Annotated in this window: 10 protein-coding genes; all 10 read left to right on the plus strand. The window is 46.0% G+C overall.

Features of this window, described 5'->3' with window-relative positions; all coding sequences use genetic code 11:
• Positions 1 to 22: 22 nt before the first annotated feature.
• Positions 23 to 1,717 carry a sodium:solute symporter gene (locus DW036_RS05975; RefSeq protein WP_022392534.1) on the plus strand — a complete coding sequence of 565 codons (1,695 nt, stop codon included), beginning with the start codon at positions 23 to 25 and terminating at the stop codon, positions 1,715 to 1,717.
• Between the two features lie 91 nt (positions 1,718 to 1,808).
• Positions 1,809 to 2,489 carry an NUDIX domain-containing protein gene (locus tag DW036_RS05980; protein WP_118462126.1) on the plus strand — a complete coding sequence of 227 codons (681 nt, stop codon included), beginning with the start codon at positions 1,809 to 1,811 and terminating at the stop codon, positions 2,487 to 2,489.
• A 3-nt stretch (positions 2,490 to 2,492) separates the two neighbouring features.
• Complete coding sequence (locus DW036_RS05985; RefSeq protein WP_118462128.1) at positions 2,493 to 3,176, plus strand: L-ribulose-5-phosphate 4-epimerase; 684 nt, start codon at positions 2,493 to 2,495, stop codon at positions 3,174 to 3,176.
• A gap of 42 nt (positions 3,177 to 3,218) precedes the next feature.
• Positions 3,219 to 4,727 carry an L-arabinose isomerase gene (gene araA, locus DW036_RS05990; RefSeq protein ID WP_118462130.1) on the plus strand — a complete coding sequence of 503 codons (1,509 nt, stop codon included), beginning with the start codon at positions 3,219 to 3,221 and terminating at the stop codon, positions 4,725 to 4,727.
• 2 nt (positions 4,728 to 4,729) lie between these two features.
• Positions 4,730 to 6,328, plus strand: coding sequence for a xylulokinase (locus DW036_RS05995; RefSeq protein WP_118462132.1), 1,599 nt, complete (start codon positions 4,730 to 4,732; stop codon positions 6,326 to 6,328).
• Between the two features lie 378 nt (positions 6,329 to 6,706).
• Positions 6,707 to 9,055, plus strand: a complete 2,349-nt coding sequence (locus DW036_RS06000; protein ID WP_118462134.1) for a glycoside hydrolase family 127 protein — start codon at positions 6,707 to 6,709, stop codon at positions 9,053 to 9,055.
• Positions 9,056 to 9,089: 34 nt separating this feature from the next.
• Positions 9,090 to 10,634 carry an alpha-N-arabinofuranosidase gene (locus DW036_RS06005; RefSeq protein WP_118462135.1) on the plus strand — a complete coding sequence of 515 codons (1,545 nt, stop codon included), beginning with the start codon at positions 9,090 to 9,092 and terminating at the stop codon, positions 10,632 to 10,634.
• A gap of 174 nt (positions 10,635 to 10,808) precedes the next feature.
• Positions 10,809 to 12,818: a transketolase gene (locus DW036_RS06010; protein ID WP_118462137.1), complete on the plus strand. Its 2,010-nt coding sequence runs from the start codon at positions 10,809 to 10,811 to the stop codon at positions 12,816 to 12,818.
• A 129-nt stretch (positions 12,819 to 12,947) separates the two neighbouring features.
• Positions 12,948 to 13,382, plus strand: a complete 435-nt coding sequence (rpiB, locus tag DW036_RS06015) for a ribose 5-phosphate isomerase B (RefSeq protein WP_118462139.1) — start codon at positions 12,948 to 12,950, stop codon at positions 13,380 to 13,382.
• Between the two features lie 277 nt (positions 13,383 to 13,659).
• Positions 13,660 to 15,063, plus strand: a complete 1,404-nt coding sequence (locus tag DW036_RS06020) for a glycoside hydrolase family 28 protein (protein WP_118462141.1) — start codon at positions 13,660 to 13,662, stop codon at positions 15,061 to 15,063.
• Positions 15,064 to 15,232: the final 169 nt, after the last annotated feature.

Raw genomic sequence — 15,232 nt, forward strand, 5'->3', positions numbered from 1 at the left:
TTAACTTTTAAATATTAGAATTGTGGAAGCATTAGATTGGATCGTAATTGGAGTCTTCGCTTTAGCTCTGATTGGTATTATTGTTTGGGTTGTCAAACAGAAACAAAATGACTCAGCGGACTATTTTCTGGGTGGACGTGACGCTACGTGGATTGCTATTGGTGCATCTATTTTTGCATCGAACATTGGTTCGGAACACTTGATCGGATTGGCAGGTGCCGGTGCATCCAGTGGTATGGCTATGGCACACTGGGAAATCCAGGGATGGATGATTCTCATTTTGGGATGGGTATTCGTACCGTTCTATTCAAGAAGTATGGTATATACGATGCCGGAATTCCTGGAACGTCGTTATAACCCGCAATCCCGTACTATATTGTCTGTAATCTCCTTGATCAGTTATGTACTGACTAAGGTAGCGGTTACGGTATATGCCGGTGGTCTGGTATTCCAACAGGTATTCGGCATTGAAGAACTCTGGGGAATCGATTTCTTCTGGATTGCAGCGATCGGTCTGGTTTTGATCACTGCATTATATACAATCTTCGGTGGTATGAAATCAGTACTTTATACTTCTGTATTACAGACACCGATTTTGTTGTTAGGTTCACTGATTATCCTTGTACTCGGTTTCAGAGAACTGGGTGGATGGGACGAAATGATGAGAATTTGTGGTGCGGTGACTGTTAATGATCAGGGCAACACCATGACGGAATTAATCCGTAGCAATAGTGATCCGAACTTCCCTTGGTTGGGAGCATTAATCGGATCAGCTATCATCGGTTTCTGGTACTGGTGTACTGACCAGTTCATCGTACAACGCGTTCTTTCAGGTAAAAACCAGAAAGAAGCACGCCGCGGTACCATCTTCGGAGCTTATCTGAAATTGTTGCCTGTATTCTTGTTCTTGATTCCGGGTATGATTGCTTTCGCACTTCATCAGAAATACCTCGGTGCAGGTGGTGAAGGTTTCTTGCCGATGCTCGCTAATGGTAGCGCCAATGCCGATGCAGCTTTCCCGACACTGGTAGCCAAGTTGTTGCCGGCTGGTGTGAAAGGTCTGGTGGTTTGCGGTATTCTTGCAGCTTTGATGAGCTCATTGGCGTCTTTGTTCAACTCATCCGCCATGCTGTTTACAATTGACTTCTACAAACGCTTTAAACCGAAAACTTCTGAAAAGAAACTGGTAGTTATCGGTCAGATGGCAACTGTAGTGATTGTAATTCTGGGTATTTTGTGGATACCTATCATGCGTAGCGTAGGTGATGTACTTTATACTTATCTGCAAGACGTACAGTCTGTATTGGCACCGGGTATCGCCGCAGCCTTCCTGTTGGGTATCTGCTGGAAGCGTACTTCTGCACAAGGTGGTATGTGGGGATTGATCGCCGGTATGGTAATCGGCCTGACACGTCTAGGAGCAAAAGTATATTACAGTAATGCAGGAGATGTGGCCGGTGGTACATTCAAATATCTATTCTATGATATGAACTGGTTGTTCTTCTGCGGATGGATGTTCCTTTTCTGTATCATTGTAGTGATAGTAGTCAGTCTGGCAACGAAAGCACCGTCTGAAGAAAAGATACAAGGATTGGTATTCGGTACCTCCACCCCGGCACAATTGGCAGAGACACGCGCCAGCTGGAATCATTGGGATATTATCCATACGGTTATTATCCTGGGTATCACTGCCGCATTCTATATCTATTTCTGGTAAAATAGCTACAAGCTACAGGCGACGAGTGCCATCCGGCATGATAGCGCAGCCCACTTGTAGCCTGTAGCCTGTAGCTCGTAACTAAAAGTATATGACAAATAACTATTATAGTTCAAATCCTACCTTTTACGTTGGTATCGACTGCATCATCTTCGGTTTCAACGAAGGAGAACTGAACTTGCTATTGCTGAAACGAAACTTTCAACCGGCAATGGGAGAATGGTCTCTGATGGGTGGATTCGTGCAACAAGATGAAAGTGTGGATAATGCTGCCAAACGTGTACTGGCGGAGCTCACCGGTTTGGAAAATGTATATATGGAGCAAGTAGGGTCGTTCGGCGAAGTGGAACGTGATCCGGGAGAACGGGTTATCTCAGTTGCTTACTATGCATTGATCAATATCAACGAGTACGACCGCGAACTGGTGCACCAGCATAATGCCTACTGGGTAAACATCAATGAATTACCGCCTTTGATCTTCGACCATCCGCAAATGGTGAAACAAGCACGGGAATTGATGCAACAGAAAGCATCCACAGAGCCTATCGGCTTCAACCTGTTACCGAAGTTATTCACGCTGTCTCAACTGCAAAGCCTCTACGAAGCTATTTACGGTGAACAGATAGACAAGCGTAACTTCCGTAAACGGATAGCCGAAATGGACTACATTGAAAAAACAGATAAGATTGATAAAACAGGTTCCAAACGCGGAGCTGCCTTATACAAATTCAATGAAAAGGCATACCGCAAGGCACCGAATTTTAAATTATAAATTATGCTGGAAGAACTGAAAGAAAAGGTATTCCATGCCAACCTTGAACTGGTGAAGCATGGACTGGTTATCTTCACCTGGGGAAATGTATCGGCTATCGACCGTGAAACGGGATTAGTAGTCATCAAACCCAGTGGTGTAAGTTATGGCGATATGAAGGCGGAAGACATGGTGGTGGTGGACCTCGACGGCAAGGTAGTGGAAGGACGATTGAAACCGTCTTCAGATACACCTACCCACGTGGTACTCTACAAGGCTTTCCCTGAAATCGGCGGCGTGGTACACACCCACTCTACTTACGCTACTGCCTGGGCACAAGCTGGATGTGACATTCCGAATATTGGAACGACACATGCAGATTACTTCCACGATGCCATACCTTGCACGGCAGATATGACAAAGGAAGAAGTGGAAGGAGCGTATGAAATGGAAACCGGAAATGTAATCGTGAAGCGCTTTGAAGGGCTGAACCCTGTACATACACCGGGAGTACTGGTAAAGAATCACGGTCCTTTCTCTTGGGGAAAAGATGCGCACGATGCTGTACACAATGCAGTGGTAATGGAACAAGTGGCTAAGATGGCAAGCATTGCTTATGCCGTCAATCCGAAACTGACCATGAATCCGCTGTTGGTAGAAAAGCATTTCAACCGCAAGCATGGCCCTAACGCTTATTATGGACAGTAAACAATCGACAGTTTAAAATTAACAATTAAAAATAAAAGAATTATGAACGCATTTGATCAATATGAAGTATGGTTCGTAACCGGAGCACAACTCCTGTACGGAGGTGACGCAGTTATCGCAGTAGACGCACACAGTAATGAAATGGTAACCGGATTGAACGCCAGCGGCAAATTGCCGGTAAAGGTGGTTTATAAAGGTACGGTAAACTCTTCTAAAGAAGTAACTGAAGCTTTCAAAGCTGCTAACAATGATGAGAAATGTATCGGTGTTATCACCTGGATGCACACTTTCTCTCCTGCCAAGATGTGGATTCACGGTTTGCAGGAATTGAAAAAACCGTTGCTGCATTTCCATACTCAGTTCAATAAAGAAATTCCTTGGGATACCATGGATATGGACTTCATGAACTTGAACCAGTCTGCTCACGGTGACCGTGAATTCGGCCACATTGTAACCCGTATGCGTAAAAACCGTAAGGTAGTGGTAGGGCACTGGCAAGATGAAAAAGCACAGGGACAGATTGCAACATGGATGCGTGTTTGCGCCGGATGGGCTGATGCACAGGATATGCTGATTATCCGTTTCGGTGACCAGATGAACAACGTTGCCGTTACTGATGGTGACAAGGTATCCGCTGAACAAGTTTTGGGTTACCACGTAGACTACTGTCCGGTAAACGACCTGATGAAGTACTACAATGCAGTGGAAGACAAAGACGTACAGGCAATGGTAGATACTTACTTCAAAGAATACGATCATGCTCCTGAACTGGAAAAGGCCGGAACTGAAGCTTATACCAAAGTATGGAACTCTGCAAAAGCAGAAATCGCTCTCCGTCGTATCCTGAAAGACACAGGTGCCAAAGCATTTACTACTAACTTCAATGACCTCGGTGACTTCGATCAGATTCCGGGACTGGCTTCTCAACGCCTGATGGAAGAAGGTTATGGTTTCGGTGCAGAAGGTGACTGGAAAACTGCCGCTTTGTATCGCACCACTTGGTTCATGAGCCAGGGTATGCCGAAAGGTTGTTCTTTCCTGGAAGACTACACCTTGCATTTCGACGGTGAGAAGAGCGCTATCCTCCAGGCACACATGCTGGAAGTTTGTCCGCTGATTGCTGAAGCAAAACCGAAACTGGAAGTACATCGCCTGAGCATTGGTATCGATAGCGAAACTGCACGTCTTGTATTCACCAGCAAACAAGGTGAGGGCGTAGCTGCTACTATCGTTGACCTGGGTAACCGTTTCCGCCTCATCGTAAACAAAGTAGAATGTATCAAGAGCAAACCGCTGCCCAAACTTCCCGTTGCCAGCGCATTGTGGATTCCGATGCCGAACCTCGAAGTAGGTGCTGCTGCATGGATTCTGGCAGGTGGTACTCACCACACCAGCTTCTCTTATGATCTGACCGTAGAATACTGGGAAGATTATGCAGAAATGGCAGGTATCGAAATGGTAGTTATCGATGAAAATACAACTATCAGCGAGTTCAAGAAAGAACTGCGCATGAATGAAGTATATTACATGTTGAACAAAGCGCTTTGTTGATTATGAAACCAGACGCAAAATCAACCATCGAAGCAGGCAAGGCCATTCTTGGCATAGAATTCGGTTCCACCCGAATCAAAGCTGTTTTGATTGACCAGGAAAATAAGCCCATCGCTCAAGGAAGTCACACTTGGGAGAACCAGTTGGTTGACGGACTTTGGACATATAGTGTTGAAGCCATCTGGTATGGACTGCAAGATTGTTACGCCGACCTTCGCTCAAACGTGAAGAAACTCTATGACATAGAAATAGAAGCTTTGGCAGCAATCGGCGTCAGCGCCATGATGCATGGTTATATGGCGTTCAATGATAAAGAAGAGATTCTCGTGCCCTTCCGTACTTGGAGAAACACCAATACAGGTCAGGCTGCGGCTGCTTTATCAGAACTGTTCGTTTATAATATTCCTCTGCGTTGGAGCATTTCTCATTTGTATCAGGCTATTCTGGACAACGAAGAACACGTAAAAGATATCAATTATCTGACAACGCTCGCAGGTTTTATCCATTGGCAGATAACCGGTAAAAAGGTATTAGGAATAGGCGATGCATCAGGTATGCTCCCTATAGACCCGGTTACCAAGAACTACTCCGCTGAAATGGTGGCCAAGTTCGACGAGTTAATCGCTCCGAAGGGATATAACTGGAAATTGCTGGATATTCTTCCCAAGGCATTGCCGGCTGGTGAAAATGCTGGTTTCCTGACACCGGAAGGTGCTAAGATGCTCGACGTATCCGGCCATTTGAAAGCAGGAATACCGGTTTGCCCGCCCGAAGGAGATGCAGGTACCGGTATGGTTGCAACCAATGCCGTTAAGCAGCGTACAGGAAACGTATCGGCAGGTACATCTTCATTCTCCATGATTGTATTGGAGAAAGATCTGTCAAAGCCCTACGAAATGATCGATATGGTTACTACTCCCGATGGAAGTCCCGTAGCCATGGTACATTGCAACAACTGTACATCTGACCTCAATGCATGGATCAACCTGTTCAAAGAATATCAGGAATTGCTGGGTATACCTGTAGATATGAACGAAGTATATGGAAAACTCTACAACCATGCCCTGACAGGCAATGCGGATTGTGGCGGTCTCATTTCATTCAATTACATCTCAGGCGAACCTGTAACAGGATTTGCAGATGGAAGACCGATGTTTGTACGTTCGGCCAATGACAAGTTCAGCCTTGCGAACTTCATGAGAACGCACTTGTATGCTTCTGTCGGTGTCCTCAAGATTGGTAATGACATTCTTTTCAAAGAAGAAAAGGTGAAAGTTGACAGAATCACAGGACACGGAGGTTTGTTCAAGACTAAGAGTGTGGGCCAGAGAGTACTTGCAGCAGCATTAAATTCACCGATCTCCGTAATGGAAACTGCCGGTGAAGGTGGTGCCTGGGGTATTGCGTTGCTGGGTTCATTCCTTGTGAACAACGAAAAGAAGCAACCTCTCGACGCTTTCCTGGATGAACAGGTGTTTGGTGAAGATGCAGGTGTTGAGATAGCGCCTACAGCTGAAGAGGTAGCAGGCTTTAACGCATACATCGAAAACTACAAGGCAGCACTGCCCATCGAAGAAGCAGCCGTGAAATTCAAAAAGTAATTCCTACTTCAAGGAATAAACGAATGTAATAGTAGAGGGAGAAGCTTCGGCTGCCACGTGGGTGCTGTTGGCACCGGAGCAACTCCCTATACATTCGTTCTACAAGCATAGGTACGCGGACGACGCGGATAAGGCGGACGAACGCGGATTTTCAAAGCTGCACTATGTTAAACGTAATGTATCCCATACGGAAGATAAAAAAGAAATCTGTGTTATCTGCATCATCTGCGGATGAAAAATCACTTGCATACTGTAAGGTAAATCTTAGTCCGCGTTCGTCCGCCTTATCCGCGTCGTCCGCGTACCTATGCTCCCTTAAATTACCATTTATAGAACAAGTTAATTTTGTATGAGTACTTACCTCAAATATAATATAATATGAAAACGACCCTTATTACTTACCTGTTCCTTTTTTGTTTTCTCCTGACCGGGAAAGCTCAAACCCAACAAGAAGTTTCCTATTTCCCCTTGCAAGATGTTAAGTTGTTGGAAAGCCCCTTCCTGCAAGCTCAACAGACTGACTTACATTACATCATGGCCATGGAACCCGACCGCCTGCTCGCCCCTTTCCTGCGCGAAGCCGGACTGACACCCAAAGCGCCAAGTTATACCAACTGGGAAAACACCGGACTGGACGGGCACATTGGCGGACATTACATTTCCGCACTCTCCATGATGTATGCCGCTACCGGAGACACAGCCATATACAATCGGCTGAACTATATGCTGAACGAACTACATCGTGCACAGCAAGCCGTAGGCACCGGATTCATCGGAGGTACTCCCGGAAGCCTGCAACTTTGGAAAGAAATTAAAGCCGGGAATATCCGTGCCGGAGGTTTCGACCTCAACGGCAAATGGGTACCCCTATACAATATACACAAGACTTATGCCGGACTGCGCGACGCTTACCTCTATGCCGGAAGCGACCTTGCCCGCCAGATGTTAGTGTCCCTCACCGACTGGATGATAGACATCACCGCAGGACTCACCGACCAGCAAATGCAAGACATGCTCCGCAGCGAACACGGAGGACTGAATGAAACTTTCGCCGATGTTGCCGAAATCACTGGTGACAAGAAATACCTGGAACTGGCACGCCGCTTCTCCCATAAAGTAATTCTGGATCCTCTTGTGAAGAATGAAGACCGCCTGACAGGCATGCATGCCAATACACAGATACCAAAGGTTATCGGCTACAAACGTATCGCCGACCTCGCACAAGACCAGAACTGGGATCACGCCGCCCGCTTCTTCTGGAATACAGTAGTAAATCATCGTTCCGTCTGCATTGGTGGCAACAGTGTACGCGAGCACTTTCATCCGGCAGACAATTTCACATCCATGCTCAATGATGTGCAAGGTCCGGAAACTTGCAATACTTACAACATGCTTCGCCTGACGAAGATGCTTTACCAGACCTCTCCCGACATTCGTTTTGCCGATTATTACGAACGTGCTTTATATAATCATATCCTTGCCTCACAACAGCCTACAAAGGGTGGATTTGTTTACTTCACCCCTATGCGTCCGGGACACTACCGCGTTTATTCGCAGCCGGAAACATCCATGTGGTGTTGCGTCGGTTCCGGATTGGAGAATCACACCAAATACGGAGAGTTTATTTACGCCCATGTAAAGGATACGCTATATGTGAACCTCTTCATCCCCTCCCGTCTGACCTGGAAGGAGAAAGGCGTCACCCTGACACAAGAAACCCGTTTCCCCGACGAAGAGCAAATCCGCTTCCGCGTGGAAAAGAGCAAGAAGAAAGCATTCAACCTCAAACTCCGTTATCCCTCTTGGGCTAAAGGTGCCAGCGTTTCCATTAATGGAAAAGTACAGGAAACGAATGCCCGACCGGGAGAGTACCTGACCATTCACCGTAAATGGAAAGCCGGAGATGAAATCACACTGAATATGCCCATGCAGGTTGCCTTGGAGCAAATACCGGATCGGGAAAATTTCTATGCATTCATGTATGGCCCTATCGTACTTGCCAGCCCCACAGGGACAGAGAATATGGACGGGCTTTATGCAGATGACAGCCGTGGCGGACACATTGCCCATGGCAAACAGATTTCCATGCAAGAAATACCGATGCTGGTAGGTTCCGCCGCATCTCTGCCTCAATCACTCCGGAAGATAAACGATGACTTGGTTGCATTTACTTATACCGGTAGTGTCTATCCGGCACAGAAAGAAGCGCTGAAATTGATTCCTTTCTTCCGTCTTCACGATTCCCGTTATGCCGTTTATTTCCATCAGGTAACCGAAGCTGAAGTAGAAAGTATCCGCAAAGAAGTGGCATTGAGCGAGCGTAAAGCAATGGAACTTGTCAACCAAACTGTAGATCTCATTTTCCCTGGTGAACAACAGCCTGAATCAGATCATGGTATTCTATATGAACAGGCAGAAACTGGAATCAATAAAGACCGTCACTTCCGGCGTGCCAAAGGTTGGTTCAGTTATAACCTCAAAGTAAAAGAGGAAGCCAGCCAGCTCATGATTACTGTACGGAAAGAGGATTATACCAAGGTAGCCATCCTTCTTAACAATGAAAAACTGACCGTTAGTCCTACGATCAGCAAACCTGATAAAGAGGGTTTTATAACGATCTGTTATTCTTTACCCCGGAAGTTAAGTGCAGGCAGCTATCCGATACGCTTCAGTCCCGACGAAACAGAGTGGACACCTGCTATTTATGAGGTCCGCTTACTCAAATAATAACATTACGAACATCATATAACTAATAACCATTATGAGAAACAAACTATTATTCAGCAGCGTTCTTTTAGCTGCATCCGTATCGCTGTCCGCACAAAAGAGTGCAACGATCACGCTTCATGCCGACCAAGGCACACAAGTTATTCCCAAAGAAATTTACGGTCAGTTTGCCGAACACCTGGGTACCTGTATCTATGGTGGACTTTGGGTAGGAGAAAATTCGGATATTCCCAATATCAAAGGTTATCGTACAGATGTGTTCAATGCATTGAGAGAGCTCCAGATTCCCGTACTTCGTTGGCCGGGCGGTTGCTTTGCCGATGAATATCACTGGATGGACGGTATCGGTCCGAAAGAGAACCGCCCCAAAATGGTAAACAATAACTGGGGAGGCACGATTGAAGACAACAGTTTCGGTACACATGAGTTCCTCAACCTCTGCGAAATGCTGGGTACTGAACCTTATATCAGCGGAAACGTAGGTAGTGGCACTGTAGAAGAACTGGCAAAATGGGTAGAATACATGACTTCCGAAGGAGACTCTCCGATGGCAAGACTTCGCCGCCAGAACGGTCGTGACAAAGCATGGAAAGTGAAATACCTCGGTGTAGGTAACGAAAGTTGGGGCTGCGGCGGAAGCATGCGTCCTGAATATTATGCTGATTTGTATCGCCGTTACTCCACTTACTGCCGCAACTACGACGGCAACCATCTGTTTAAGATTGCCAGTGGTGCCAGTGATTACGATTATAACTGGACTAAAGTCCTGATGGACCGCGTAGGTGGACGTATGAACGGACTCTCTCTCCATTATTACACCGTAACCGGCTGGAGCGGAAGTAAAGGAGCAGCCACTAAGTTCGACAAAGACGATTATTACTGGACAATGGGTAAGTGTCGTGAGATAGAAGACGTTATCAAAAAGCACTGCGCCATTATGGACGAATATGATCCTAAAAAGCACGTAGCCCTTATGCTCGATGAGTGGGGTACCTGGTGGGACGAAGAACCCGGCACTATTCCGGGCCACCTTTACCAGCAAAATACATTGCGTGATGCTTTTGTTGCCTCTCTTAGTTTCGACATCTTCCACAAATACACCGACCGTCTGAAAATGGCAAATATTGCCCAGATAGTAAATGTATTGCAATCCATGATCCTGACAAAAGGTAAAGACATGGTGCTGACTCCCACTTATTATGTATTCAAGATGTACAATGTACACCAGGATGCCACTTTCCTCCCACTCGAGTTGAATTGTGAAATCATGGATGTACGCGACAATCGCAAAGTACCTATGGTAAGTGCCACAGCTTCTAAAGACAAGGACGGCAAGATTCACATCTCAATGTCTAATATCGATGCCGACAATGCACAAGAAATTACTATCAACCTGCCGGATGTGAAGGCTAAGAAAGCCGTTGGTGAAATCTTAACTTCTGCCAACCTGACGGATTACAACTCTTTTGAGAACCCTAATAATGTAAAATTAGCTCCGTTCAAAGAGGTAAAAATCAATAAAGGCGTATTGAAGATAAAACTACCAGCCAAGTCTATTGTTACTATAGAGTTACAGTAAATCAGTCGAAAAGACTTATTGTATTTTAAACAAGAAGCAGGTGGAAGTGCCGCAAAAAAAGAGGCTCTTTCTATGTTGCGAATTACGCATAAAGAGTTATCTTTGTCGCTGTTAAAATTAACAAGTGACACTTCAACCTGCTTTATATAGTATTCAAATCAAATAAATATCAATATGAACGACAACAAACTTATGAACCGTGCAGCGGACAATATTCGTATCCTCGCTGCTTCTATGGTTGAGAAAGCTAATTCCGGTCACCCGGGCGGTGCCATGGGTGGTGCCGATTTTGTGAATGTACTCTTCTCTGAGTTTCTGGTGTATGATCCCGAAAATCCAGCATGGGAAGGTCGTGACCGCTTCTTCCTGGACCCGGGTCACATGTCACCGATGCTCTACTCTCAGTTGGCATTGACGGGCAAATTCACACTGGATGAACTGAAGGAATTCCGCCAATGGGACAGTCCTACCCCGGGGCACCCTGAACGCGATATTATGCGTGGTATTGAAAACACTTCCGGCCCGCTCGGCCAAGGTCATACTTTCGCAGTGGGTGCAGCTATCGCAGCTAAATTCATGAAAGCCCGTTTCGAAGAAGTGATGCAGCAAACCATCTACGCTTATATTTCGGACGGTGGTGTACAGGAAGAAATTTCTCAGGGTGCAGGCCGTATCGCAGGTGCACTGGGACTGGATAACCTCATCATGTTCTATGATGCCAATGACATCCAGCTTTCTACTGAAACCAAAGATGTAACCATCGAAGATACTGCCAAGAAATACGAAGCTTGGGGCTGGAAGGTTCTCAAGATCAACGGTAATGATCCCGACGCTATCCGTGGCGCTTTGAACGAAGCAAAAGCAGAAAACGAACGTCCGACCCTGATTATCGGTCATACCGTAATGGGTAAAGGTGCACGCAAGGCAGATGGCAGTAGCTACGAAGCTAACTGTGCTACTCACGGTGCTCCTCTGGGTGGTGACGCTTATGTAAATACCATCAAGAACCTGGGTGGTGATCCGACAAATCCATTCGTAATCTTCCCCGAAGTGAAGGAACTGTACGCAAAACGTGCCGCTGAACTGAAGGAAATTATGGCTAAGAAATATGCAGCTAAATCAGAATGGGCAAAGGCTAATCCTGAAAAGGCTGCCAAACTCGACCTGTTCTTCTCTGGTAAAGCTCCTGAAGTAAACTGGGCAGCTATCGAGCAAAAAGCAGGTGCTGCTACACGTGCTGCATCGGCTACCGTACTGGGCGCTCTTGCTACTCAGGTAGAAAACATGATCGTTGCTTCCGCCGACCTTTCAAACTCTGATAAGACAGACGGCTTCCTGAAAAAGACGCATGCTTTCAAGAAAGGTGATTTCAGCGGTGCATTCTTCCAGGCTGGTGTTGCCGAACTGACTATGGCTTGCTGCTGTATCGGTATGGCACTGCATGGTGGTGTAATCCCTGCTTGCGGAACATTCTTCGTATTCTCTGACTATATGAAACCTGCCGTACGTATGGCTGCACTGATGGAAGTTCCCGTGAAGTTCATTTGGACACACGATGCATTCCGTGTAGGTGAAGACGGTCCTACTCATGAACCGGTAGAACAGGAAGCTCAGATCCGTCTGATGGAAAAACTGAAAAACCACAAAGGACACAACTCTATGTTGGTTCTCCGTCCGGCAGATGCAGAAGAAACAACAGTTGCATGGAAACTGGCTATGGAGAATACTACTACTCCGACCGGCTTGATCTTCTCTCGCCAAGATATCGCTATGTTGCCTGCTGGAAACGACTACTCTCAGGCAGCCAAGGGTGCTTACATTGTAGCAGGTTCTGATGAGAACCCGGATGTAATATTGGTAGCTTCGGGCTCAGAAGTATCTACACTGGTGGCAGGAACCGAATTATTACGCAAAGATGGCGTGAAAGTACGCATCGTGTCTGCTCCTTCCGAAGGTTTGTTCCGCAGCCAGGCTCCGGGATATCAGGAAGGTGTTATCCCTGCTGACGCAAAAGTCTTCGGTCTGACAGCCGGTCTGCCTGTAAACCTGCAAGGTTTGGTAGGTGCTCACGGTAAAGTTTGGGGATTGGAATCTTTCGGTTTCTCAGCTCCTTACAAAGTACTGGATCAGAAGTTAGGTTTCACTGCTGAAAATGTTTATAAGCAAGTAAAAGCAATGTTATAAAAGGCCTTGGTGCATTACCGGGCGAATATTCATTCGCCCCTACAGGTTGTAACAGGCTTGTAGGGGCGAAATATTTTTCACCTGATATCCCATTATAGAGCCTCTAAATCAATCATACTACAACAGAAAATGAAAACAATTGGAATTTGTTCCGACCACGCCGGATTTGAATTGAAACAATACGTCAAGGGGTGGTTGGAAACTAAAGGATGGGAATACAAAGACTTCGGAACCTATACAACGGAGAGCTGCGACTATGCAGATTTTGCGCATCCCATGGCATTGGCCGTTGAAGCCGGAGAGTGCTACCCAGGTATTGCTATCTGCGGAAGTGGCGAAGGTATCAGCATGACACTGAATAAGCATCAGGGTATTCGTGCCGCACTTTGCTGGACGGCGGAAATTGCTCATCTGGCTCGCCAGCATAATGATGCCAACGTACTCGTCATGCCGGGACGTTTTATCAGCACAGAAGAAGCTGATATGATTATGAGAGAATTCTTCAGTACACAGTTTGAGGGTGGACGCCATCAGAAGCGTATTGATAAAATACCGGTGAGATAATCATCCCAACTTGAAATTACACTTGTAGGTGCGGGAACTGGTACTTGCAGTAGTGTAAGGTAACGCTTGCGGATGTGTAAGGCAACACTTGCAGTAGTGAAGGCTTACACACCCGCAAGTGTTTTTCAGTTTAGTTTATACACCTTCCTCAGAGCTAAGAAGTATAAACACATCAATTTTTACACCTTTTATGCCAAAAACTCTTCCCTATAATAGAGTCACTTTCCGTACTTTTGCCTGCATATCTAATAACCATTTAAAGTAAAACTGAAAACGCATGAAAAAAGTACTCGGAATTATTTCCCTGCTTCTCTCGGCCACATTGGCAACTGCCAACTCAATAGATTTCGATAAGGCTTTCAAGGAGAGTACAAAGATTGAAAAGCAAATCAAGAAAACATCTTTCCCCAAACGGACGTATCTCATTACAGACTTCGGCGCCAAGCCCGACACCCCGGATGCTCCCTGCCATGAAGCAATCAACCAGGCTATCGTTACATGTTGCCTGAATGGCGGTGGTACGGTTGTAGTTCCCAAAGGTACATTCTACACAGGTCCCATCACACTGAAAAGCAACGTCAACTTTCATGTAGAAGAAGGAGCCGTATTGAAATTTTCAACCGATCAGAGCCTCTACTTTCCCGGAGTTATCACCCGTTGGGAAGGAATAGACTGCTATAATGCCCGCCCGTTGATTTATGCATACGGTGAAACAAATATCGCCATCACCGGTAAAGGGACTATCGACGGACAAGGCTCCAACGAAACCTGGTGGCCTATGTGTGGCGCTCCCCGTTATGGCTGGAAAGAAGGCATGGTGGCACAGCGCAACGGCGGACGGGAACGCCTGCTGATGTACGGTGAAACCTCCACTCCTATTTATAAGCGTGTAATGACATCTGAAGACGGATTACGTCCGCAACTCATCAACCTGTACTCATGTAATACAGTGCTGATAGAAGATGTAACTTTATTGAATTCTCCTTTCTGGGTTATTCACCCGCTATTCTGCGAAAGTCTCACCGTACGCGGTGTATACGTTTATAATCGCGGTCCCAATGGCGATGGCTGCGACCCCGAATCTTGCAAAAATGTATTGATAGAGAACTGTACCTTCGATACCGGAGATGACTGTATTGCTATCAAGTCCGGACGTAACCAGGACGGACGTAAATGGGGTGTTCCCAGCGAGAACATCATTGTACGCGGTTGCTATATGAAGAAAGGACATGGAGGTGTAGTCATCGGTAGCGAAATTTCCGGCGGATACCGCAACCTGTATGTAGAAAACTGTAAGATGGATAGCCCAGACCTCGACCGTGTTATCCGCATCAAGACCAGCACCTGCCGCGGCGGACTGATTGAAAATGTGTTCGTGCGTAACGTCACCGTAGGACAGTGTCGCGAAGCCGTGCTGCGCATCAACCTGCAATACGAAAACCGTGAGAACTGCAACCGTGGTTTCACTCCTACTGTCCGCAACGTTCACCTGAAGAATGTAACCTGCGAAAAGAGCAAACTTGGTGTCCTTATCATCGGTCTCGACGACGATGATCATGTGTACAATATCAGCGTTGAAGACTCCCACTTTAATAATGTTGCCAAAGATGGAAATGACATAAAAGGAGCTAAAGACGTTACGTTCAAAAATCTCTATATAAATGGAAAACTTGTAAAGTAGCAAAACCACATTCTACATCATATATGCCCGAAGCTGTGACATTCTGACAGAATTTCATTCAACTTCGGGCTTTTTATTTCCCCATTTTTCTTATTTTTCACAGAATACTTGTTCGTTGTCTCTAAATAAAAACTATCTTTGTATTCCAATTAATCCGGAACTCAATACG

The organism is Bacteroides sp. AF39-11AC (assembly GCF_003474285.1).
Classification (GTDB): Bacteria; Bacteroidota; Bacteroidia; order Bacteroidales; family Bacteroidaceae; genus Bacteroides.